This window comes from Bacillus sp. AF62 (assembly GCF_050312695.1).
In the GTDB taxonomy this organism is placed as follows: domain Bacteria; phylum Bacillota; class Bacilli; order Bacillales; family Bacillaceae_G; genus Bacillus_A; species Bacillus_A cereus.
Genome location: NZ_JBNPJZ010000098.1, coordinates 1 through 22941, shown reverse-complemented (window position 1 = coordinate 22941; position 22941 = coordinate 1). Strand labels below are relative to the sequence as shown.

Genomic DNA, 22941 nt, shown 5'->3' with positions numbered 1-22941 from the left:
TTCCCAGCACTACTTCTACTACTTTATGGTTTAGACATAATCATTTATGACTTTTTCAATTTTAATTACAAAGAAAAGATTCACAAAATCTTTACATTAGATTTGTTCCTTTTGCTTTACCACTTCTTGTATAATGCACATAGCAAAAACATTCTAGGAGGTTATTTTGAAAAAAAACAAACACACCTTTCACACATTATTAGAGATTTTTCTCGTCTCATTTAAATTAGGACTTACTTCATTCGGCGGTCCTGTCGCTCATCTCGGCTATTTTCACCACGAATACGTGCAAAAAAGAAAATGGATGGATGAACGAAGCTATGGAGATTTAGTAGCGCTATGTCAATTCCTTCCTGGTCCTGCCAGCAGTCAAGTCGGTATGGGGGTTGGATTATTACGGGGCGGGCTTTTAGGAGCTATTATTTCATGGATTGGATTCACTTTACCGTCTGTCCTTGTTTTAGTTTTCTTCGCCTCATTCCTTAATCAGTTCGATCTTGGGAGTGCTGGCTGGATTCATGGACTAAAACTTGTAGCAGTCGCTATTGTCGCTCACGCCATATGGGGAATGGCGCAAAAGTTAACTCCAGATCGCAACCGTGCGACGATTGCGATTGTAACTGCCGCAATCGCCTTATTATGGCCAAGTAGCTGGACGCAAGTGATCCTCATTATAATATGTGGCTTTATCGGCTGGTTTTTATATCGCAACCAACCAATTAGCCAATCTCAGCATATAAAAGTACCTATTTCAAAAAAGATAGCAGTTTCTTGTCTCGTCTTATTCTTTGGACTCTTACTACTGCTACCAATATTAAGACCGTTCTCTTATTACATCGCTTTATTTGATAGTTTCTATCGCTCTGGCGCACTTGTATTTGGAGGAGGACACGTCGTGCTACCCCTTCTTGAAGGTGAGTTCGTACAAAACGGAATGATGACGAAAGAACAGTTCCTAGCTGGATACGGATTAACACAAGCAGTACCAGGACCACTATTTACATTCGCCTCGTATATAGGAGCAGTGTTAAACGGGACGCTTGGGGCAATACTCGCAACAATTGCGATTTTCCTCCCTGCTTTCTTACTCGTTATTGGTGTTTTACCATTTTGGAACAGTGTGAGAAAAATATCATTCATACAAGGCGCACTACTTGGTGTTAACGCCGCAGTTGTTGGTATTTTAATTGCCGCTTTTTACGATCCCATTTGGACGAGTACAATTATAAATGCTTCAGATTTCGTTTTCGCTTCGCTTCTTTTTTGCTTACTAGCTTTTTGGAAAACACCACCTTGGGTTATCGTTATACTCGGAGCCTTTGGCGGATATATTCTGTCCATTTTATAAATAGAAAAAACGACGGCATGATGTAGCCGTCGTTTTTTCTATTAAAACTTCACAAGTTCTATTCCTTCTGGCAACTCACTCTCTGTTAAAATACGCAATTCCTTCACACGATCCATTACGTAAGAAGAACGCTTTACAAGCTCTGGATCAATATAAGCTGGATGAACCATAATTTCTACCGTTTGTTCACCTTGTACTCTTTCTTTTAACTTCACAAAGTAATCTTCCGTCACACCATCCGCATAAAAGTCACTGTAAAACACATCAGAAAATGGATGCACCGCTCTATCTTCCTCACAACGACGAATCGGAACATTATATTTAGCCGCTAATCTCTCAAGAACATCATGTAAAATCGGTAAACCATGCACATGATGATGACTATCTAAATGAGTTGGTGTTAATCCGTAAGATAGGAATTTCTCAATTTGAGCAGTCCACTCCCTCTCAACTTCTTCTGGATTTATATTCCCTTCCCTTACAACACTTTGTTTATGAAACAACCCGTTTGCCCCTACGAGTGACGGTACATCCTTTAACAGTGGTTCTCCTGCTGTTAATACGAGATGTACGCCTACTCCGAGTAGGTTGTACTCTTTCGCTAAGCGTACCGCATGCTCTGTTCCTGGCATATTCATCATCATCGTCGTTGAATTTACAAGTCCATTTATATGCCCATCAATAATGCCGTAATTTGTACCCTCTGTAAGACCGAAATCATCTGCATTTACAATTAACTTAATCATCATAATACCTCCTAATAGAATAAAAAAAGCGGGCTAAATAGCGCCGCTTTTACTTCTCTACCTTTTTAAAGAACTGCGGAAGATACTCTTTATGTGCTTCCAACATTTCATCTAAAATTTGTTTTGCAACTTTATCTGATGGTACAAGTGGATTGATTGTCATAGCAAGCAGCGCCTTATGATAATCCCCTGTAACAGCAGCTTCAATTGTTGTGCGCTCGAATGATTTAATTTGTTGTACTAAACCGCGAACTGGTACTGGAAGATCTCCCACTGCAATTGGTTTTGGACCTTCTTTCGTAATAATACAGTTCACTTCAACAGCAGAATCATGTGGTAAGCTTGCAATTGTTCCGTTGTTTCGTGTATTAACAGGCTGGATATCACCTTTATTATTGTAAATAGACGTAATTAGGCTACATGCTGCATCACTATAATAAGCTCCGCCACGTTTTTCTAATTGTGGTGGTTTAATATCTAAGTTCGGGTCTTTATATAACTCAAATAAATCATTTTCTAATTGTTTTACTACTTCTGCACGTGTACCTTTTTCAACAGAAGCTTCTTTCTCTTCTTCTAACATTTCACGTGTTTTGTAGTAGTAACGATGGTATGGACATGGAATTGCACGAAGTCCGCGAATAAAGTCTGGTTCCCAGTTAAGCGCTGCGATATTTTCCATCGTAATTTGCTTTTCTGGATCTGTTACAAGCTCTAGCACGCGGTCCATTACACTCACGCCATCTAAATATACGTCTAGTCCGTATACCATATGATTTAAACCTGCGAAATCAACGTGAACACGACTCGCATCTACTTCAAGTAATCTTGCAAGACCCATACGAATTCCGATTGGAACGTTACATAGACCAACTACTCTTTGAATATTTGTATAACGAAGGACAGCTTCTGTTACCATACCAGCTGGATTTGCAAAGTTAATTAACCATGCATTCGGACAGAGCTCCTCCATATCTTTACAAATATCTAAAATAACAGGAATCGTTCTCAACGCTTTGAATAGACCACCAGGACCATTCGTTTCCTGACCGATTACATCATATTTTAACGGGATTGCTTCATCTTTTGCACGTGCTTCTAATAAACCAACGCGAAGTTGTGTTGTTACGAAGTCAGCATCTTTTAATGCCTCACGGCGATCAAGTGTTAAATGTACCTCGATTGGTAAACCTGATTTTTTCACCATACGTTTCGCTAAGTTACCAACGATTTCTAACTTTTCTTTTCCTGCCTCGATATCTACTAACCAAATTTCACGAACAGGCAGTTCATCATAACGCTTAATAAATCCTTCAATTAACTCTGGTGTATAACTAGATCCACCGCCGATTGTAGCAATTTTAATTCCAGTCATGCTTTATTCCCCTTTCGCTTCAAGCTTTTTATAAAGATCGATAAACTCTGCTGCTAATTCTTTCACTGTAATCGCATTCATTAAATGATCTTGTGCGTGAATTAAAAGAACACTAATCTCTGTTTTTTCTCCTCTTGCTTCTGATTGTATGAGCTCTGTTTGGAAATGATGCGCTTCATTGATCGCTTCTTTCGCCTTTACCATCGCTTCATCAGCCTCTGCCATTTTCCCCTGTTTGGCAAATTGAAGTGCCTCCATTGCAAAGCTTCGTGCATTACCACTATTTAAAATTAATTGGAATGGAATTTGTTCTGCTGTAGTCATCATAATTACCGCCCTCTCTATAAGGTTCAACCGATTTAAATACCCCTTCAGTTTGAACATGTCTATTAAATTATTATTTTATGAATGATAGTTTGGTGTTCTTGAAGATGGGTCTCATCTTTCTGAACATGATATAAAGGTAATTATTCTGACGAGCTATAGGAACTCGTCAGAATACTATTTTTAAAGTGATATTGTATTGTCGCTTCCTTTTGTTTCAGCTTTTGCAGCTTGCACATAAGTACGATCACACATTAATACGAATGGATAGTAAATTACTACCGCAATTGCAAAGTTTACAAGCTGTAGTACAGCACCAGCGATGCTTCCGCCCGATACAAGATAACCACTAAAGATTGGTGGCATTGTCCAAGGAACTAAAGCAACTGTCTTTGGTACCCATCCTAAATAAATTGCTGTATAAGAAGTAATAACCAATACAACTGGTGTAAGTACGAATGGAATAATTAGAGCTGGGTTTAATACAATTGGCGTACCGAAAATAACTGGTTCGTTAATGTTAAAGAAACCAGGGCCGATAGATACACGGCCTACACCACGAAGTTGCGCACTTTTTGCAACAAGCATTACCGCTACTAAGAATGCTAAAGTAGCACCTGATCCACCGATGTACACATATACATCAAAGAATGGTTTTGTGAAAATATTCGGTACATCATATGCAGACATACCATCGTTAAATAATTTAATGTTCTTTTCTAGTGCTGGTAAATAAATTGGGTCGATAATACCACCGATAATATTAGGACCATGTAATCCGAAGAACCATAATACGTGAATAAGTAATGCGATAATAATTGCACTTGGTAACGTACCTGCTAAACCTTGTAATGGTAATTGAATTGTTTCAAATACGATTTTATGAATACTTGTTCCCGCTAATTTCACAGCTAACTGAATACTTGCTGTTGCGATTAAAATAACGAATGCTGGAACTAATGCTGCGAATGATTTCATTACTGCTGGTGGAACACCATCTGGCATCTTAATTGTAATATCCCTTTGAACAAAGAACCTGAATACCTCGGTTACAAGAAGTGCTACAATGATAGAAACGAATAAACCTTGTGATCCTGTCCAAGCTAAATCAATACCGCCTTCTTTCGGCGTTGTCGGAGATATAATAATTAATGTACCGAATGTAATAATTGCTGCTGACAACGCGTCTACACCGTAAGATTTCGCTAAATTATAACTTATCCCAACTGCGGCTATGAGAGCTAATATTGCAAAGGACCCTGTCCACATACCACCGCCGATATCTTTCCAAACATCCCCAAATGCACCCTTCATAAGTTTTTGGAATGCATCAACTGGTAGATTATTTATAAGTACTGCAAACGATCCAACTAAAATAAGAGGCATAACTGCGATAAAACCATCACGGATTGCAACTAAATGACGCTGCGATCCGATTCTTCCTGCGACTGGAACTAAATACTTCTCCATAAATGCAATAAACTTTTGCATTTCGCTTCCCCCCTAATTATTTTTTAAGTGTTAATGCGTGATCTAAAACTGCTTCCCCATTCATCATGCCGTAGTGCATTGGATTGATAACGTCGATTCCAACGTTTCTCTCGTCAGCAAGCGTTTTCATTGAAGAGAGCATGTAACGAACTTGTGGTCCTAGTAATAATACATCTGCTTGATCGATATTCGTTTTTACTGCATCCCCAGATACAGCCCAAATCTTGCCTTCTAAACCGCGAGCTTTTGCAGCCGCTTCCATTTTTGTAACTAGTAAACTTGTAGACATCCCTGCTGAGCAACATAATAAAATATTCATTTGAAAATCCCCCTTGTGTAGTATAAAAAATTTATGTTTATTTATTTTTCTTTACGCTATTTATTAATGCAATTAGCGTGCCAACTTTTTAAAACCACTAAAATCAGTGCTTTTTCGAGCATTTTCTTTGTGTGTTAACGCTTTCAATTAGTGTGTCGTCCAAAAAACACACAGTGTGTTATAAAACAACACGCTTTTAACACATAACTGTATGAAAATAGATTAGTGTTTAGTTGTCTAGTTATGTTTAAAACAAAATAACACTAAAAAAATTTTTTAGTGAAAAATAATTTATTATTTTCATCCACTATTTAATGAAATAAAAAAACCTTGCATAAGCAAGGTTCATTCATCCACCGACATCTTCCTATATAACTCTACAAATTCACTTGCTAATTCTTTCACCGTAATTGCATTCATTAAATGATCTTGCGCGTGTACCATTAAAAGAGTAACTTCGGTCTTCTCGCCACCAGCTTCTTTCTGGATAAGCTCCGTTTGTACACGGTGCGCCTCTTTTAATTCCTCTAGTGCTTCTTGTAATTTAGCTTCAGCTTCTGTAAACTCCCCACGCTTCGCACAATCAATTGCTTCCATTGAACAACTTCTCGCGTTTCCTCCATGCAAGATTAAATGAAAAGCTTTCGTCTCTATCGTATCCATTTTAGTTATTTACTCCCCCTTTTCTTCCGCCAGTTTTTGTTTATCCCATATTTTTAAGAACGGTAAATAAATGAAGAATGCTAGCGCAAAGTTAACAAGTTGCAAAATAACACCTGAAATTTTCCCGCCCGATCCTAAATATCCACTAAAAAGAATAGGTGTCGTCCAAGGTACAGCGGCCCCACTCGGACGTGCGACCCATCCCCATTCCATTGCAAAGTAAGAAACAATTGTTAACACAACTGGAACTAATATAAATGGAATTAGTAAAAGTGGGTTCATTACAATCGGCATACCAAAAGTTACCATCTCATTAATATTAAATATACCAGGTGCAATTGACAATCTCCCTAAACTTTTTAATTGTTGACTTCGTGCAAATAGTAACATTCCGACAACTAGAGCAAGCGTTGCACCAGAACCGCCCATATAAATCCATAAGTCAAAAAACTGTGCCGTAATTGTATTTGGTACATCTTGCCCAGCTTGAAAAGCAACTCGATTTTGATCCATTAACGACAACCAAACGGGGCTCATTACACCACCAACAATAGTAGCACCATGAATTCCACACGACCAAAGAACATGAACGAGAATAACTGCTATTATTGCGCCCCAAAGACTAGCACCAAGTACACTAAGTGGTTCCTGTAAAATTTGTCCTACGATATTATGGATACTGCCAAAAGAAGTATTTTCTATAATTAAGCGTAAAATCCAAATAACTGTTACAACAATAAATCCTGGAACAAGTGCGGCAAATGAACGCGTGACAGCTGGTGGAACTGTCTCTGGCATCTTTATAATTATCTTTTTTTGTACAATAAACCGATAAAGTTCAGTAGATATAAGTGCAATAATCATTGCTACAAATAACCCTTGACTTCCCATTAATGCTGCTGGGATAGCGCCTTCTACAAGTACACTCTCTTTTGTACTTGGTATAATATATGCAACTTGAAATGGAGTCGCAAGTAAAAACGTCACAAGCGACAATGCCCCGGATGCTAAAGCATCCACTTTATAATACTCTCCAAGCCTGTAAGCGATTCCAAAAACAGCTATTAAAGCCATTATATTAAAAGTTGCACTAACTGGATACCCTAAAGCTCTCTGCCAATTCTCACCAAACAAACCTGCCATAAACTCGTTATATCCAGGTATCGGCAGTGCACTAATAATGAGGAAAAACGATCCAATAATTAAGAAAGGCATCGTTAAAATAATTCCATCTCGAATTGCTTGCAAATGCCTCTGCTCTGCAACCTTCCCTGCTACCGGCATCACGTACTTCTCTAAAAACCGTATCATCTATCCCACTCTCCTCATGGTTTCATTGACAAAGCTGCTTGCAAGATAGCTTCTCCATTACAAAGTCCGTAATGAACGGATTGAATGACATCAACAGGTATCCCTTTATCCTTACATAATTCTTTCATTTTCGGTAATAAATAACGTACTTGCGGTCCAAGTAAAAGGACATCAGCTTTATCAATATGACTATTCACTTCAGAACCTGATACTGCCCAGATTTTTACTTCTATCCCTCTTGCCTCTGCTGCTTTCTCCATCTTTGTAACAATCAAACTGGAAGGCATTCCCGCTGCACAGCAAAGCAAAATATTCATTCCGCTTCCCTCCCCCTTTTTCTAAACCTAAGTTATGGTGCATCCCTTGCCACCACTAGGTTACAAATATATATGTCTAGATTTCCTGCTGTATGCCGAGCTTAAAAACAAAAATTTCTTGGTTTTCACGCTATTCCATTTATCCGTATTCTCCTAGTAAAGAGGACTCTAACTCGCTATAATGATTCAGTATGATTTTTTTAATTGATAGGAGGATATATTTATGAAGGCATATCGCTTTCCACTTATTTTATTATCTTCTATCCTAATTGGTGGTTTCATTGGTTATTTCATGGGTGCCGATGCAGTTGCTTTAAAGCCGCTTGGTGACATTTTCTTAAACTTAATGTTTACGATTGTTGTACCTCTAGTGTTCTTTAGCATCGCATCGTCTATTGCTAATATGGATGGATTAAAACGTTTCGGTAAAATTATGTCTAGTATGGCTGGGACTTTCTTATTTACAAGTATTTTAGCTGGTATTTTTATGATTATTGTCGTGAAAGTATTCCCGCCAGCACAAGGTGTTGTACTAGAACTAACACAACCTGACAAAGCCGGCAAAGCTGTTAGTGTTGCAGATCAAATCGTCGGTATTTTAACAGTATCTGACTTCTCGAAGTTACTATCTCGTGAAAATATGTTAGCTCTTATTTTCTTCTCTATCTTAATGGGGATTGCAACTTCAGCAGTTGGCGAAAAAGGAAAACCATTCGCTACATTCCTACAAGCTGGTGCAGAGATTTCAATGAAGGTTGTATCTTTCATTATGTACTACGCTCCAATCGGACTTGCTGCTTACTTCGCAGCATTAGTTGGTGAATTCGGACCACAACTTCTTGGAACTTACTTCCGAGCAGCAATGGTATACTATCCAGCTTCTCTAATTTATTTCTTTGTATTCTTCACATTCTATGCATACCTTGCAGGTCGCAAGCAAGGTGTACAAGTATTTTGGAAGAACATGGTCTCTCCTACAGTTACATCACTTGCAACTTGTAGTAGTGCCGCAAGTATTCCAGCGAACTTAGAAGCAACGAAGAAAATGGGTATTTCTTCAGACGTTCGTGAAACAGTTGTCCTTCTTGGTTCTACACTTCATAAAGACGGCTCTGTTTTAGGTGGCGTATTAAAAATTGCTTTCTTATTCGGTATTTTCAACATGGAATTCGAAGGACCGAAAACATTAGCAATCGCACTTGTTGTTTCTTTATTAGTAGGAACAGTAATGGGTGCTATTCCAGGCGGGGGTATGATCGGTGAAATGTTAATCGTATCTCTATACGGTTTCCCGCCAGAAGCACTGCCAATTATCGCAGCAATTAGTACAATCATTGATCCACCTGCAACGATGTTAAACGTAACAGCAGATAACGCTTGTGCGGTAATGACAGCTCGCCTTGTAGAAGGTAAGAATTGGATCAAAAACAAATTTGCTTAATAGCTAGAAAGAGGATGCTCCAAACGAGCATCCTCTTTTTGTCGTTATTTGTTGATAAGTTGATATCTCCTCTGGCCACAAATTTGTTAAAATCTTCACAAATATTCCACATCCATTATCCATTCTCCGTACTATAATCATGTATGGAAAAGGAGATGGAAATAATGACACAAAGCGCACCTGAATTTAAAGTTTTGCAAAGCATTGCATTTCTCGCTGTCGTTTTGCAAAGTTCCTTATTATATACAATGAATCAAGGAAATGTCTTACTTGAGCAATCCCTCATTATGGGCATGCTATTTAATCTTGCAAAATTCTCAGCACCAGCATTCATATTTATCGTTGGATTTCACTTAATTCGTCACTATACGAAGCAATTAGTATATAAAGAATATATTTCTGAAAAAGCGACACACTTACTCATTCCTTATTTCTTTTGGTCTATTCTTTACTTATTAACAACAAATGATCTTATTACATTACAAGGCGGAATAAAAAGTTTATTACTCGGAACAGCCGCGCCCCATCTTTGGTACGTTATTATGATGTTCCAAATTCACTTATTGTTCCCTTTACTATGCACACTTTTTTATTGGTTTCAAAAACGAACAGAAAATAAAAAAGACATATATAAATATATGACCTTTTTCGCTTGCCTATATTTTCTATTAATGTGGTTCTCTTCTCACTATATTTTTAATGGAGAAAAATTAACAAGTTCAACAATTTTACATTATACAGATCGATCATTTCTATTCTACTCATTCTATTTCGTTATGGGTGGCATTGCCGCTGTAGCACTAAAAACTTGGCGTCTATTCGTCATGAAACATATCCCGCTTATAACAATATTATTTTTCATCTTATTTTTATTCATCAATTATGAGTTGTTTAGTTTTTACGGAGCAAACTCTATTCATTTAACTGTTTCTACCTATTTAAAACCATCTATGTTTTTATATATCGTATGCGAAATTATCATACTGTATGTATTATCTATTATGATAGTACAGCGTCGTGGTTTCTTATATAAAACGTTACGTTTCATTGGAAATTACACGTATGGTGCTTATTTAGCTCACTTATTCTTCTTGCAACTATGCACAAAGTTTCTTTCTTTATTCACACTGCAAGAAAATACTATATTATATAGCCTATTACTATTTGTGTTAACGGCTATTATCTCTATTTCAACAATGGTCATTTGTAGCACAATACCATTTCATACTTGGATTACAGGTCCTTCTCCTACAACAAAGATGAAATGGACGAAGGTTGTATTCCGAAAAAATCATAAAAAACTATTCAAACCATATATTTGATATAATGATACGCATATAAAAAGAAAGCGAGAGACACCTATGATTAATCAAGTTGGACAAATTATGCTATATGTAAATAACCAAGACGAAACAGTACAATTTTGGACAGAAAAAGTAGGGTTCCAAATCATTGCGGAAGAGAATAACGGAAACGGATTCCGCTGGATTGAAATTGCACCGGCGAAAGAAGCAGGAACAAGCATCGTCCTTCACGATAAAGCGTTAATCGCGAAGATGCAACCTGAACTAAACCTTAATACACCTTCACTTATGTTCTTCTCAAATGACTTAGACCGTCTATATAAAGATCTTTCTGAGAAAAATGTCACAGTTGGACAGGTTGTAGATTTACCTACTGGTAGAGCATTCAACTTTGCTGATAATGAAAATAATTACTTTGCAGTAATGGAACGTAAATAAAAAAGAAGCTATCCGAAAAAATCGGATAGCTTCTTTCATTTTAAGAAACTTGTTCTGCATTCGTTTCTCTATGCTGTATATGGCTCGTGATCCAAGCAATTCCACCGGCAACAACGAGATAACATAACAATATTAAAATTTGCATTTTTAATTGCGACCAATCTCCTAAAGAGATAACATCTTGTAATCCTCTAAGAGAATGAGACATTGGGAGAAACTGTCCAATTTTACTAAGAACAGCTATATTTAATTCTCCTGGGAAAGTACCTCCGCTCGTCGCTAATTGCAAGACAAGAAGCGTTACTGCTAAGAACTTTCCAACAAGACCAAATACTGTTACTAACATAAGAATAAATGTCATGAACGTAAAGGAAATCACAATACTTGATAAAACAAAGAGTGGCACACTGGCAACTGCTAATTTCATAACACCTAGCACAACTACATCTACGAGTAGCGCTTGAATAAGTCCAATTAAATATACCAATCCTAGTTTATTAATAAAATGTACCGTTCCGCTTACCTTCATATTTTGTCTGCGGCCAAGAGGTAAAATATTCGATGCCATAATTCCGCCAACATAAAATGCAAGTGATAAGAAATATGGCGCAATGCCTGAACCGTAGTTAGGAACGTCAGAAACTGTTGACTTCACTAACTGAACTGGCTCTGAGAACATCGTATTACGTGCATCATCATTACGAACATCCGCTATCTTCTCTGCGCCCTCTCCCAATTTCGTAGAAAGTTCTTTCGCACCATCATCAAGTTTAACAAGTCCATTTGTTAATTTACCAGCACCGTTATTCAGCTCCGTTCCACCACTCGCAAGCTGGTTTACACCTTCTTGCAATGACGTAAATCCATTTCCCCACTTCGTAAATCCATCAGCCAAATTCGATGCACCATCTGCTATCTTTTGCGTTCCAGCAGTAGCTTCATTTAACTTAACTCCGAATGTATTTATGCCTTCTTCAATCTTATGTTGACCGTCAGTAAGCTTCTTCGCACCTTGTGTCAATTGTTGTTGGCTATTATTTAAAGTACTTGTTGCTTTAGCTAGTCCATTAGACGTAGCAACGATTTTTTGAAAGGCGGGATCTTGCTGCACTTCTGGATGATTTTTCACGTACTCTTCTAATTGTTGTTTTATACTATTAGCTGCACCATCCGCTTTTACTTGCCCTTCAGCAAGCTTCTCACTTCCGCTCACCCATTCATTTGTACCGGCACTTAATTCACTAACTCCTGATTGTAACGTTTTTTCACCTTGTGCTAATAACTCCATACCACTATGAAGTGATGTCGCTCCTTGACTCAGCTCATTTGCTCCCCCGGTTAAAGCAGATTGACTGGATGCAAGCTTGTCACTTCCTTCTTTCAATTTCGATGTCCCATTACTTAAACGATTAATACCATCCGCAAGCTGATTCGCTCCATTTTTTGCATCGGTCGTTCCTTCATGTAACTTCTCAGCACCATTACTTGCATCACTCAATCCTTGTGCCAAATCTTGAAACTTTGAAAAGACACCTTCTGTATAAGATTTCGTAATACTATTTGAGATTTTTGTTTTCATATTTTCAACAGCTGTCGTTCCAATTTGAGCTGCTACAAAGTTTTTACCTGGATTTACTTTGTACTGCAACTTTGCCGGCTCTGGTTTCTCATCCATAAGTGTACTTACCTTTTTAGAGAAATTCTCTGGAATCGTAACAACCATATAATATTTATCTTCTTTTAACCCTTCATCTGCATTTTTTTCTGATACGAAATGAAAAGCCAGTTCCTTATTCTCTTTTAAACTTTTAACAAAATCGTCTCCTGCATGAATTGTTTTTTCATCCATCATAGCACCCTTATCTAAATTCACAACTGCAACAGGTAATTTATCTAATCTTCCGTACGGATCCCAATATCCAGCCAAGAAGAATCCTGAATAAATTAACGGAACAATTAACAAAAAAATTAAAGCGATACGTCCATGTTTATGGTGCCACATCGCTTTCCAATCTTTAAATATAAGTTTAATTCCCTTCATGAAACATACTCCTCTTCTAATTTAACACCCTTCGAATGGTTTAACAGATTTACTATACACGTCACTTTCCATACTGTATAATACATCTTTAATTATCAATTCATTCCTTTTGGTCTATAGAAAGGAGATTCGAAATGGAACTGCTCCAGTTAAAATACTTTCAGACAGTCGCACGACTAGAACATATGACAAAGGCAGCTGAAGAATTGCATATCGCACAGCCTTCTCTCAGCAAAACAATTGCTAGATTAGAAAAGGACTTAGGCGTTCCGTTATTTGACCGCCAAGGTCGACAAATTACATTAAACTCTTTCGGGAAAGTATTTTTAAAACGAGTAGAGCGCATTTTTCATGAATTAAGTGAAGGCGAACGAGAAATTAAAGATTTAGCTGACTTACAACAAAGCTCTATTACGTTGGCTGTTTCTATTCCAAGAATATTACCCGAACTAATTGGTTCTTTTTTACTAGAACATCCTAACGTTCGGTTCCAACAATTTCTCGCATCTACTCCTTCTATGAAACGACAACTAGATAATATAGAAATTGACTTTTGCATTTCTTCTGTGCCAATTGAAGGCGAAGAGATTATTTGGGAACCACTTATTACAGAAGAAATTTTCTTAGTCGTCCCTTCAGGGCACCGTTTATCAGAACGTGAAAGTGTATATTTGCAAGAAGTAAAAGACGAACCGTTCATTAGTATGAACACTGGTTACGGATTTCGGCACTTAACAGATGAATTTTGTAAAGAAGCTGGCTTCACTCCACATATTGCTTTTGAAGTAGATGAACCAACCGTGATTAGCGACCTGATTAAGCAAGGCCTCGGCATCGCCTTTGTCCCAAGTTTAACTTTATTAAAAAACTCTACTTTAGCATTAAATAAGTTACGTATTATTGAACCGAATTGTGAGCGAACGATTGGGTTAAGCTGGTCAAAAAAACGTTACTTATCGAAAACTGCTCAGAAATTTCGTGAATTCGTTATTGACTACTTCTCTAATATTAGGACGTAAAATTATATGAACAAATAAAAGGTGCCACCCTCATATGGTGGCACCTTTTATTGTTCACTCTTTTTTAATTCTATTTCAGCTAAAAGTGGTAGTACGTTATCAAAAATATGCGTATTATTATTTTCACCTGTTACATATCCACCGTAATATCTACTAAATACATTGTCATTTCGGAATGTGGCCATATGATCATACAATTCCTTCGCAAACTTTGTATCACCTGTTTGTAGTACGTACAAAATCGTTAGTCCGTAAGCGGCTGGCGATTCATAATTCACAGTTTGTTTTCCCGTTTCTAAATTGTAACGACCGTATAGCTTTCCATCCTTTTGGAACTTCTTCTTTATAAATTCCAAATAAGCAGCTGATGAAAGACCTCCTAAACTCCGATGATATGCAACGTATGATTGGTCAATAAGATTCACTTCTTTATCGTACGTAAATGTACCATCTTCTTTATACTCTTTTGGGAATGCCCAGCCATGCCTTGGATAATCAGCTAAAAATTGAACGACTTCCTGATATTGCTGAGCAGAAACTTTGCCGTACTTCTTCATATAGGAGAATGCACGCGGATTTATGTATGATGTTGTTACAAAATTATTTTGTTTCCCTGCATCTGCATCATAATAATCAACATAATAATTATCTTTTTTATTATAACGAAGTACAGCATCACTTAATTGATCGGCAAGGTTGTTATAACGCTCTTCCTTATACATTTCATAAGCACGATATAATTGTTCTATAATACGAAGATCATCTATAAGTGCATTTGTAGCTGACTGCCTCTCTCCCTTTTCAGAGAGTTTCCATAAAACGATATGATTCTTATATATGAAATTATCTTGAATAACCTTTACTTGCTCATCAAATAACGCCTGATCATCTTTATCAAGTGTATACTGTAACCATAATCCCGCCGATTCTGATAATGCTTCACGTCCCTTAGCTTCACCCGTACCTGCCTTAGTATCTACTAAACGATACGTGGCAAGTGTTCCATTGTCATTCACCATATGTCTTAAAATAAAATTTTCTGTACGGTTTCCTTGTAAAGCTGACCAAAATACAATTCCACCTAAAGCGATTAAGAAGATAACTCCAATCCCTATATATAAACGTTTCCGCAATCTTTTCACCTCCCTAGTAAGGCTAACCTTAATTTTATCAGAACATACATAAATTTAAAAAAGACAATCTATTAGATTGTCTCCCGCATTTTTATCCCTCACAAACCTCTTTAGAAGGTTTATATAGCGATTGTACAAGTCGATCATATTCACGACGCGTAATTTCTTTATTATATAGCTTCAATAATAAATCTCTATGCTCTTTTGAAAATGCCATCTTTTTAATGACTTCAGGATACATAAAACACCCTCTCCATTTCACATAAACTTCTTGATTCCAAAAAACAGAACTTATGTTCGCATAAAAGATTATAAAAGATTCCTGAGCAAAAAACAAACAAAACATGACCAACTATTTATTTCTTTCTATTCAAAATATTACAACATTATATTATCATATTCACTTTTTAAATACATATATATTTTTGGTAGTTTTTTTGAATAAATCTTCCAATTCAATCAGAAAATAATGGCAAAAAAGAAGAGGAGTTTACATATGGATACGGTAACATTAGCAAGAGCATTTTTTGGTTCTTCATTAGCATTCCACATTATCTTTGCAACACTTGGCGTCGGACTTTCATTGATGATTTTTATAAGCGAAATACTCTATCACTGGAAGAAAGACTCCGACTATGCCATTATGGCGAAAAGATGGACAAAGGCGTTTGCTATTCTTCTCGGTGTAGCAATTCCAACTGGAACAATTGTTGGTGTGCAAATCTCACTTCTTTGGCCTGGTTTTGCCAAAATTGTTGGGCAAGTTATTTCTGTTCCCTTCCAAATTGAGATTTTCGCCTTCTTTTTGGAGGCTTTATTCATGTCGATTTACGTATATGCAGCTGATAAACTTCCTCCATTTATGAGATTAATCTCGCTATTTTTCGTCATGCTTGGTGCCACGGCATCCGCCGTACTCATTACATCAGCAAATACATGGATGAATACACCAGCAGGCTTTTCAATGAATCCAGATGGATCTGTTTTTAACGTTGATCCGTGGAAAGCTTTCTTTAATCCAAGTTTTGGCACAAGTGCATTCCATGTTGTTATTACGGCTTATGCAACTGGTGCGGCTGTCATTGCTTCTATCGCTGGATTTAAATTATTGAAGAAAAATTTAAATACACGTGAAATTGCTTATCATAAAAAAGGGCTGCTATTAGGGCTTGTCGTTACATTTATTACAGGCGCTACGATGTGGCTTTCAGGACATGAATCAGCGATTGCCTTACATAAACACTCACCTGAAAAACTTGCATCTGCTGAAGCTTTATTTGAAACGACATCACACGCACCGCTATCCATTGGCGGGGTTGTGGATCCTAATACACTTGAACTAAACTATGCACTTGAAATCCCAAACATGCTTAGCTTATTAGTGGGACTAGACCCTAGCACTGTCGTAAAAGGTTTAAAGGAATTCCCACAAGAAACATGGCCACCATTTTATACACATACACTATTCAACTTAATGGTCGGCACTGCTGCGTTTACCTTTGCAGTTGCAGCAATTGCGCTCTTATATTGGTACTTCGTTTACCGAAAAAAGGGAACAGAACTACCGAAGTGGCTACTTTTGGGGGCTGCTGCATGCGGACCAATTATGATGCTCGGTATTGAATTCGGCTGGATTTTCAGTTGTAGCGGTCGTCAACCATGGACAATTTATGGTATGCAACGTACCGTCGATGCAGCTACACGCGCTGATTTCGTCGGTCCTTTATTTATTTTGTTCATCATTTTATATATTGGACTCGCTATTTTAACAGTCTTTGTTCTACGTACATTCTTTAGAAGACATCCACTAAAGAATGATTTACAACACCAAGGAGGCGATTCTCATGCATGAGGAAAGTATTGCAATCATCATCTTATGGGCCCTTATTTTCGTATACAGTATACTAGGGTCCATCGATTTTGGCGCTGGTTTTTGGGGCATGGTATACGCAAAACATCCAACGCTCGCTGCCAAACTTGCGAATCGGTACTTATCACCAACTTGGGAAGTAACAAATACGTTTCTCGTCTTCGTCGTTGTCGCATTTCTCGGCTTCTTTCCGAAAGCGGCCTTTACCCTTGCGACAGTAATGTTCGTACCAGTTATGTTAATTTTAGTGCTCGTTGCAGTACGTAGTACATTTATGGTGTTTGCTTACTCCTTGCCGAAATATCAGTACCTTCTTCGGGTTATTTCAGGTATTACTGGTCTCTTAATTCCAGCACTATTAATTACCGTTTTACCCGTTACAGAAGGAGCCTATATTACAATGTCTGAAGGAAAAGAAGTACTCTTGTATGGAAAACTTCTTTCTAGCCCGGTTATCTATTGCTATATGCTCTTCGGAATAACGTCTGAACTATTTCTATCCTCTCTCTTTCTTGCTGATTTTGCGAGAGAACAAAGTTCAGAAGATACGTATAGAATTTATAGAAGAAATGCCATCATCCTTGGTCCTGCAACGCTCGTTACGGCGATCATCGCCCTCGTTGTAATGGATCCTGAAACACATTGGCTTATGCAAGGATTAATAAAGCAATTCCCGTGGTTTACAGTTTCTATTGTTTTATTCGTTATCGGATACTCGTCCCTTTGGTGGACAAACAAAAAGTACAATACACTAGGATACCCCCGTATTGCCGTTTTAGCTGTCGTCGCTCAATATGCATTTGCAAGCTACGCTTACGGCGTCGCGCATTTACCTTATATTATTTATCCTGACGTAACTGTATTTACAAGCTTTACAACGACAGAAACGTTCTATGCACTGCTCATTCTATACGCAATTGGGATTGCAATTTTATTACCAGGATTTATTTTCTTCTGGAATTTATTCTTGAAGGATCGTACTTTTTTGAAGGAAAAATAATATAGTCTTGGGGTCTGTTCCAAAAGGCATTTTGGGATGGGCTCCTTTTGTCATGTTTTGTCGATAAGTCGATATATTTTAAAAATCGCTGATATATTTTCAGTTGCGCCGATATATTTCAATGATCGCTGATATATTTTGAGTTGCGCCGATATATTTCAATGATCGCTGATATATTTTGAGTTACGCCGATATATTTCAATAATCGCTGATATATTTTCAGTTACACCGATATAAATCTCACTTACTAACTTACTACCCAATCAATTTATAGACTCCTATCACAATAGTTATTTCACTACTAATGACACTTGTCCTTTAGCATGAAAAACACATATTCGCTTCATCTCGTTATACGTCTAGTTCTTCTTATTTTTTGCTGAATATACTACCAATATAACCTTGAGACAAGCTACATCTATTCAAGGGAAAATAGAAAGGTAGGCAAAATATGAGCATTGAAATATGGATTACTATTATTGTATTTTTCTTAACGATGATCGTTATCTTTTGGCGGCCTCGAGGTTTAAATGAAGCGTGGCCAGCAGCAATCGGAGCTGGTATCATCATAATTACTGGACTTGTATCAAAACCAGACGTCATGGATATTATAAGTAAAATTGGCGGTGCTTCCATAACAATATTAGCGACCATCGTCATGGCAGTTATATTAGAAAGCTTCGGCTTTTTCCATTGGTCCGCAGCGAAACTAGCAAATCTAGCAAAGGGTTCTGGACGCCGCTTATACTGGTATATTCAATTATTATGTTTTCTCATGACTCTTTTATTCAATAACGACGGTAGTATTTTAATTACAACTCCAATTTTAATTCTTCTTCTAAAAAATCTTCAATTAAAACCTCATCAGCAAATTCCTTATTTATTAAGTGGTGCTTTAATCGCTACGGCATCTAGTGCACCAATTGGTGTAAGTAATATCGTAAATTTAATCGCATTAAATATCGTTAATATGACTCTTTATATGCATACTGCTATGATGTTTGTACCTGCAACATTAGGCTTATTATTTATGTCATGGCTCATGTATACAGTTTTGAAGAAAAAACTTCCGAAAAAATTACCTGTTTCTTCATATGATATTGAAGAAATTTTCTTCACGAAAAACTTCCATCCACTAAAAGGAAATAATTCTGTTGATACGAAACAAAAACGGACAAGATTCATGTTAAAAGTATTAGGTTTCGTCTTCCTTATGCGCTGTCTTCTATTCGTTGCATCCTTCTTATCCATCCCAATTGAAATCGTTGCAGTACTTGGTTCACTCGTTCTTCTCATTTGGAGATGGTACTACTTACGAACAAATCCTGTCGACATTTTGAAAAAGACACCGTGGCACATTTTAATTTTCGCCTTCTCTATGTACGTCATTATTTACGGACTCCACAACGCAGGATTAACAGCTGCACTTGTACAATGGCTCGAGCCAATTGTGAATCAGCATCTACTCTATGCTAGCTTTGCAATGGGTGGACTTGTATCCATCCTCTCTAACGTCTTCAATAACCATCCTGCCCTTATGATTGGTACAATTACATTAACAGAAATGGGACTAGATCCAGTCACATTAAAAACAATCTATCTTGCAAACATCATTGGTAGTGACATCGGTTCACTATTACTACCAATTGGTACACTAGCTTCACTCATTTGGATGTATATTCTGAAACAAAACAAAATTAAAGTAAAATGGAAAGACTATTTAAGTGTATCCCTTATCGTTATCCCGCTCACAACAGTCGTCACACTATTCCTCTTATTCTACTGGGTACATCTCTTCTTCGCCTTATAAAGTGAAACTTTAATCAGTGGGGGTTTTGTTCATCCCCCACTGATTATTAGCCTTCACCAATCGGGCTTTTACGGGCAGCCCGACCCTGACCTAACTTCTTTGCTTCCGCTGAATTTTGAGGCGGGGGTCTTACTGCCCACAAATAGCGGGATAAACAACAGAAGCCCCATTTGCTACCGTCTTAGCAAATGGGGCTTCCTTCTATAATAAAGTTAGGTACTACAGTGTGATCAATCAAGTAAAGAGGTGTAACGTGTTATTGATATAAATGACTACCAGCTTCTTTAAATTCTTCTGCTTTCTCTTTCATTCCTTTTTCAATTGCTTCTGTCGTTTCTAAATCATTTTCTTTTGCATATTCACGAATATCATGTGAAATTCTCATACTACAAAACTTCGGTCCACACATTGAACAGAAGTGAGCTGTCTTTGCCCCTTCTGCAGGCAACGTTTCATCGTGATATTCCATCGCACGTTCAGGATCTAAAGATAAATTAAATTGATCGCGCCAACAAAATTCGAAACGTGCTTTTGAAAGTGCATCATCACGCTGATGAGCCGTTTTATGTCCTTTTGCAAGATCAGCCGCATGCGCTGCAATTTTGTACGTAATAACACCCGTGCGTACATCATCTTTATTCGGTAAACCTAAATGTTCTTTCGGCGTTACATAACAAAGCATCGCCGTTCCAAACCAACCAATCATTGCAGCTCCAATTGCCGATGTAATATGGTCATAACCTGGTGCAATATCTGTCGTTAGTGGCCCAAGTGTATAAAACGGCGCGCCCTGACAAATATCAAGCTCTTTCTCCATATTCTCTTTAATTAAGTGCATCGGTACGTGTCCAGGTCCTTCGATCATAACTTGCACATCATGTTTCCAAGCAATTTTCGTTAATTCACCAAGTGTTTCAAGCTCAGAGAATTGTGCTTCGTCATTTGCATCTGCAATCGATCCTGGACGTAATCCATCTCCAAGAGAGAACGAAACATCGTACTGCTTCATAATTTCACAAATCTCTTCAAAATGAGTATATAGGAAGTTTTCTTTATGATGGAATAAACACCACTGCGCCATAATCGAACCACCACGCGAAACGATACCTGTCGTACGCTTTGCAGTAATTGGAATGTAACGAAGTAATACACCAGCATGAATCGTAAAGTAATCCACGCCTTGCTCCGCTTGCTCAATTAACGTATCACGGTACACTTCCCACGTTAAATCTTCTGCAATTCCATTTACCTTTTCAAGCGCTTGATAAATCGGCACAGTTCCAACTGGTACAGGCGCATTACGAATAATCCACTCACGCGTCGTATGAATGTTTTTACCTGTAGATAAATCCATAATCGTATCTGCACCCCAGCGAGTAGCCCACGTCATCTTTTCTACTTCTTCTGCAATAGAAGAAGATACAGCAGAGTTTCCGATATTCGCGTTTACCTTCACATGGAAGTTACGCCCGATAATCATCGGTTCAGCTTCTGGATGATTAATATTCGCTGGTAAAATAGCACGCCCTTCCGCAATTTCCTTACGAACAAACTCCGGCTCTACTCCTTCACGAATTGCAACGTATTCCATCTCAGACGTAATAATGCCATTACGCGCATAATGCATTTGCGTAACATTTGCACCTTGCTTCGCTCTAAGCGGCTGGCGATCCATTTGCGGGAAAACAGGTGTATGTTTCGAAGCCACTTTCACACCATCATCCTCTGGTTTCACCTCGCGCCCTTCATATGCCTCTACATCCCCGCGCTCCATGATCCAAGAATGACGCGGCGTTGGAATTCCCTTTTCCAGCTCCACTTTATACGACGGATCCGTATAAGGACCGCTCGTATCATACACACGGACTGGAGGATTTGGGATGCCGTTCGTTTCGCTTTGTTCAATCTCACGCATCGGCACTTTCATGCCTGCGCGTGGTCCATCCACATATACTTTCTTACTCCCTGGTAAACTCGATTTCAATTCAATTTGCTCAGCTGAAACAGACTGTTTCATAACCTTTGTTTCCTCCCCTGTTCGTGACAAGGACGAGATATGGCCAGCGCATGCCAAAATAAAAAGAGCCAGGTCCATAAAAAAATAAGGACCTGGCTCATAAAAGACATCATTATGTAAAGCCGTTAACTTCCCTACGCTGGTACGAGCCAGATCAGGTCCAAAGGGTTAAGAAGATCACGCGCTTCTCTCTCAGCCTACGCATACGTTAGGCACCCCTAGTTTATCACTGATTTAATTTTCAATACTTTCCCATCATACACGATAATCTGAAAAATGCAAAGTTTATTTCTTTTGTCGCTTATGGAATCATCCACGTTAAATAATATGCCTGTACATACGTCATAATACCAACAATAATTACGAAGAACACCCTATTGTAAAAATAGGTTATGACTTAACATGGGAGTTTAAAAACATCTTCACCACAAAGAGTGTTGAGAATCTCGACCATTGCATTAAGAAAATTAAGAATACTAATATACAAGAGTTTAAGAGCTTTACGAATGGATTAGCCCGGGATATTGAAGCTGTCAGAAATGCGGTAACTTATGAGAATAATAATGGTCTTGCCGAAGGGAGCATAAACAAGTTAAAGCTTATTAAAAGAATCATGTATGGTCGATGCAAATTCTCCACATTGCGGACAAAGATTCTACTTTTGGAGAGAATGAGACTTTTCAACTAACTCCGGGAAGAACCATTTTTTACTTGCCAAATACATTCATCAGTCCCGTTTGACAAAGAGCCTTTGTCTCTGCTGCATTTCGCTACAACTGCTACTGTTACCTGCCATACAACCTTCAATAGAGATAGGTAACAATTTACTATACAAGGAACAAAATTGACCTGCTCCTCCATTTAGTGATTTAACTATCTTTATTATTCAGAGCTAAAACCTAAGAACCTGTTTAGAATCTATGGTATAATCTGTACAAAAAAGGATATTTTCTATGATACATAATTATACAAGT

General features: G+C 37.8%; 21 protein-coding genes, 1 pseudogene and 1 riboswitch. Of the genes and pseudogenes, 9 read left to right on the top strand and 13 right to left on the bottom strand.

The annotated features are described in order from the left end of the window. Positions 1-166: 166 nt before the first annotated feature. Entirely contained in the window at positions 167-1348 is a 1182-nt protein-coding gene (locus tag ACQRBL_RS25905) for a chromate transporter (RefSeq protein WP_090978141.1), read from the top strand. Positions 1349-1389: 41 nt separating this feature from the next. On the opposite strand, the gene chbG is transcribed toward ACQRBL_RS25905, so the two are convergent. From chbG to ACQRBL_RS25865, 8 genes are all read right to left on the bottom strand, one after another. Further along, a complete protein-coding gene (gene chbG, locus ACQRBL_RS25900) occupies positions 1390-2094 on the bottom strand; it encodes a chitin disaccharide deacetylase (protein ID WP_000593494.1) in 705 nt (234 codons plus the stop codon). A 49-nt stretch (positions 2095-2143) separates the two neighbouring features. Continuing rightward, positions 2144-3469 (bottom strand): 6-phospho-beta-glucosidase, encoded by a 1326-nt coding sequence (gene celF, locus ACQRBL_RS25895; RefSeq protein WP_000145762.1) that lies wholly within the window; start codon positions 3467-3469, stop codon positions 2144-2146. A 3-nt stretch (positions 3470-3472) separates the two neighbouring features. Further along, entirely contained in the window at positions 3473-3796 is a 324-nt protein-coding gene (locus tag ACQRBL_RS25890) for a PTS lactose/cellobiose transporter subunit IIA (RefSeq protein ID WP_000989050.1), read from the bottom strand. A gap of 180 nt (positions 3797-3976) precedes the next feature. Further along, entirely contained in the window at positions 3977-5284 is a 1308-nt protein-coding gene (gene celB, locus ACQRBL_RS25885; RefSeq protein ID WP_411996224.1) for a PTS cellobiose transporter subunit IIC, read from the bottom strand. 16 nt (positions 5285-5300) lie between these two features. Further along, positions 5301-5603 (bottom strand): PTS sugar transporter subunit IIB, encoded by a 303-nt coding sequence (locus ACQRBL_RS25880; RefSeq protein ID WP_001023569.1) that lies wholly within the window; start codon positions 5601-5603, stop codon positions 5301-5303. A gap of 345 nt (positions 5604-5948) precedes the next feature. Beyond that, positions 5949-6266 (bottom strand): PTS lactose/cellobiose transporter subunit IIA, encoded by a 318-nt coding sequence (locus ACQRBL_RS25875; protein WP_000379645.1) that lies wholly within the window; start codon positions 6264-6266, stop codon positions 5949-5951. Positions 6267-6275: 9 nt separating this feature from the next. Continuing rightward, the gene (gene celB / locus ACQRBL_RS25870) at positions 6276-7577 is read right to left on the bottom strand and encodes a PTS cellobiose transporter subunit IIC (protein ID WP_000617789.1); all 1302 of its coding nucleotides are present in this window, start codon (positions 7575-7577) and stop codon (positions 6276-6278) included. 14 nt (positions 7578-7591) lie between these two features. Next, complete coding sequence (locus ACQRBL_RS25865; RefSeq protein ID WP_411996223.1) at positions 7592-7894, bottom strand: PTS sugar transporter subunit IIB; 303 nt, start codon at positions 7892-7894, stop codon at positions 7592-7594. Positions 7895-8117: 223 nt separating this feature from the next. On the opposite strand from ACQRBL_RS25865, the gene ACQRBL_RS25860 reads away from it, so the two are divergent. From ACQRBL_RS25860 to ACQRBL_RS25850, 3 genes are all read left to right on the top strand, one after another. Then, positions 8118-9335, top strand: coding sequence for a dicarboxylate/amino acid:cation symporter (locus ACQRBL_RS25860; RefSeq protein ID WP_411996222.1), 1218 nt, complete (start codon positions 8118-8120; stop codon positions 9333-9335). Positions 9336-9499: 164 nt separating this feature from the next. Then, positions 9500-10657 (top strand): acyltransferase, encoded by a 1158-nt coding sequence (locus tag ACQRBL_RS25855; RefSeq protein WP_000194332.1) that lies wholly within the window; start codon positions 9500-9502, stop codon positions 10655-10657. A 39-nt stretch (positions 10658-10696) separates the two neighbouring features. Continuing rightward, a complete protein-coding gene (locus ACQRBL_RS25850; protein ID WP_000610162.1) occupies positions 10697-11077 on the top strand; it encodes a VOC family protein in 381 nt (126 codons plus the stop codon). Between the two features lie 40 nt (positions 11078-11117). Here ACQRBL_RS25850 and ACQRBL_RS25845 read toward each other — a convergent pair whose 3' ends face one another. Further along, positions 11118-13118 carry a YhgE/Pip family protein gene (locus ACQRBL_RS25845; protein WP_411996221.1) on the bottom strand — a complete coding sequence of 667 codons (2001 nt, stop codon included), beginning with the start codon at positions 13116-13118 and terminating at the stop codon, positions 11118-11120. Positions 13119-13252: 134 nt separating this feature from the next. Between ACQRBL_RS25845 and ACQRBL_RS25840 the strand changes: the two genes are divergently transcribed. Further along, entirely contained in the window at positions 13253-14137 is an 885-nt protein-coding gene (locus tag ACQRBL_RS25840; protein WP_023523507.1) for a LysR family transcriptional regulator, read from the top strand. 47 nt (positions 14138-14184) lie between these two features. Here ACQRBL_RS25840 and ACQRBL_RS25835 read toward each other — a convergent pair whose 3' ends face one another. Next, a complete protein-coding gene (locus ACQRBL_RS25835; RefSeq protein ID WP_411996220.1) occupies positions 14185-15270 on the bottom strand; it encodes a transcriptional regulator in 1086 nt (361 codons plus the stop codon). Between the two features lie 91 nt (positions 15271-15361). Then, complete coding sequence (locus ACQRBL_RS25830; RefSeq protein ID WP_000283179.1) at positions 15362-15511, bottom strand: hypothetical protein; 150 nt, start codon at positions 15509-15511, stop codon at positions 15362-15364. A 255-nt stretch (positions 15512-15766) separates the two neighbouring features. On the opposite strand from ACQRBL_RS25830, the gene cydA reads away from it, so the two are divergent. The 3 genes from cydA to ACQRBL_RS25815 all read left to right on the top strand — a co-directional run bounded on the left by cydA (position 15767) and on the right by ACQRBL_RS25815 (position 19950). Further along, the gene (gene cydA / locus ACQRBL_RS25825) at positions 15767-17122 is read left to right on the top strand and encodes a cytochrome ubiquinol oxidase subunit I (RefSeq protein WP_097920042.1); all 1356 of its coding nucleotides are present in this window, start codon (positions 15767-15769) and stop codon (positions 17120-17122) included. Further along, entirely contained in the window at positions 17115-18140 is a 1026-nt protein-coding gene (locus tag ACQRBL_RS25820) for a cytochrome d ubiquinol oxidase subunit II (RefSeq protein ID WP_000544183.1), read from the top strand. Before cydA ends, ACQRBL_RS25820 begins: the two co-directional genes overlap by 8 nt. A gap of 451 nt (positions 18141-18591) precedes the next feature. Continuing rightward, positions 18592-19950, top strand: coding sequence for an arsenic transporter (locus ACQRBL_RS25815; protein ID WP_000021123.1), 1359 nt, complete (start codon positions 18592-18594; stop codon positions 19948-19950). Positions 19951-20206: 256 nt separating this feature from the next. On the opposite strand, the gene thiC is transcribed toward ACQRBL_RS25815, so the two are convergent. Continuing rightward, positions 20207-21967, bottom strand: a complete 1761-nt coding sequence (gene thiC, locus ACQRBL_RS25810) for a phosphomethylpyrimidine synthase ThiC (RefSeq protein ID WP_411996219.1) — start codon at positions 21965-21967, stop codon at positions 20207-20209. Positions 21968-22081: 114 nt separating this feature from the next. Then, positions 22082-22197, bottom strand: a riboswitch (TPP riboswitch). Between the two features lie 71 nt (positions 22198-22268). Next, positions 22269-22340: pseudogene (locus ACQRBL_RS25805) on the bottom strand (L-lactate permease); the annotation flags it as partial. 3 nt (positions 22341-22343) lie between these two features. Here ACQRBL_RS25805 and ACQRBL_RS25800 point away from each other — a divergent pair. Beyond that, a complete protein-coding gene (locus ACQRBL_RS25800; RefSeq protein WP_411996235.1) occupies positions 22344-22655 on the top strand; it encodes a transposase in 312 nt (103 codons plus the stop codon). Positions 22656-22941: the final 286 nt, after the last annotated feature.

Coding starts and splice junctions, on each gene's coding strand:
- chbG (WP_000593494.1), bottom strand. CDS start 2,094: ATGATTAAGTTAATTGTAAATGCAGATGATTTCGGTCTTACAGAGGGT.
- celF (WP_000145762.1), bottom strand. CDS start 3,469: ATGACTGGAATTAAAATTGCTACAATCGGCGGTGGATCTAGTTATACA.
- ACQRBL_RS25890 (WP_000989050.1), bottom strand. CDS start 3,796: ATGATGACTACAGCAGAACAAATTCCATTCCAATTAATTTTAAATAGT.
- celB (WP_411996224.1), bottom strand. CDS start 5,284: ATGCAAAAGTTTATTGCATTTATGGAGAAGTATTTAGTTCCAGTCGCA.
- ACQRBL_RS25880 (WP_001023569.1), bottom strand. CDS start 5,603: ATGAATATTTTATTATGTTGCTCAGCAGGGATGTCTACAAGTTTACTA.
- ACQRBL_RS25875 (WP_000379645.1), bottom strand. CDS start 6,266: ATGGATACGATAGAGACGAAAGCTTTTCATTTAATCTTGCATGGAGGA.
- celB (WP_000617789.1), bottom strand. CDS start 7,577: ATGATACGGTTTTTAGAGAAGTACGTGATGCCGGTAGCAGGGAAGGTT.
- ACQRBL_RS25865 (WP_411996223.1), bottom strand. CDS start 7,894: ATGAATATTTTGCTTTGCTGTGCAGCGGGAATGCCTTCCAGTTTGATT.
- ACQRBL_RS25860 (WP_411996222.1), top strand. CDS start 8,118: ATGAAGGCATATCGCTTTCCACTTATTTTATTATCTTCTATCCTAATT.
- ACQRBL_RS25855 (WP_000194332.1), top strand. CDS start 9,500: ATGACACAAAGCGCACCTGAATTTAAAGTTTTGCAAAGCATTGCATTT.
- ACQRBL_RS25850 (WP_000610162.1), top strand. CDS start 10,697: ATGATTAATCAAGTTGGACAAATTATGCTATATGTAAATAACCAAGAC.
- ACQRBL_RS25845 (WP_411996221.1), bottom strand. CDS start 13,118: ATGAAGGGAATTAAACTTATATTTAAAGATTGGAAAGCGATGTGGCAC.
- ACQRBL_RS25840 (WP_023523507.1), top strand. CDS start 13,253: ATGGAACTGCTCCAGTTAAAATACTTTCAGACAGTCGCACGACTAGAA.
- ACQRBL_RS25830 (WP_000283179.1), bottom strand. CDS start 15,511: ATGTATCCTGAAGTCATTAAAAAGATGGCATTTTCAAAAGAGCATAGA.
- cydA (WP_097920042.1), top strand. CDS start 15,767: ATGGATACGGTAACATTAGCAAGAGCATTTTTTGGTTCTTCATTAGCA.
- ACQRBL_RS25820 (WP_000544183.1), top strand. CDS start 17,115: ATGCATGAGGAAAGTATTGCAATCATCATCTTATGGGCCCTTATTTTC.
- ACQRBL_RS25815 (WP_000021123.1), top strand. CDS start 18,592: ATGAGCATTGAAATATGGATTACTATTATTGTATTTTTCTTAACGATG.
- thiC (WP_411996219.1), bottom strand. CDS start 21,967: ATGAAACAGTCTGTTTCAGCTGAGCAAATTGAATTGAAATCGAGTTTA.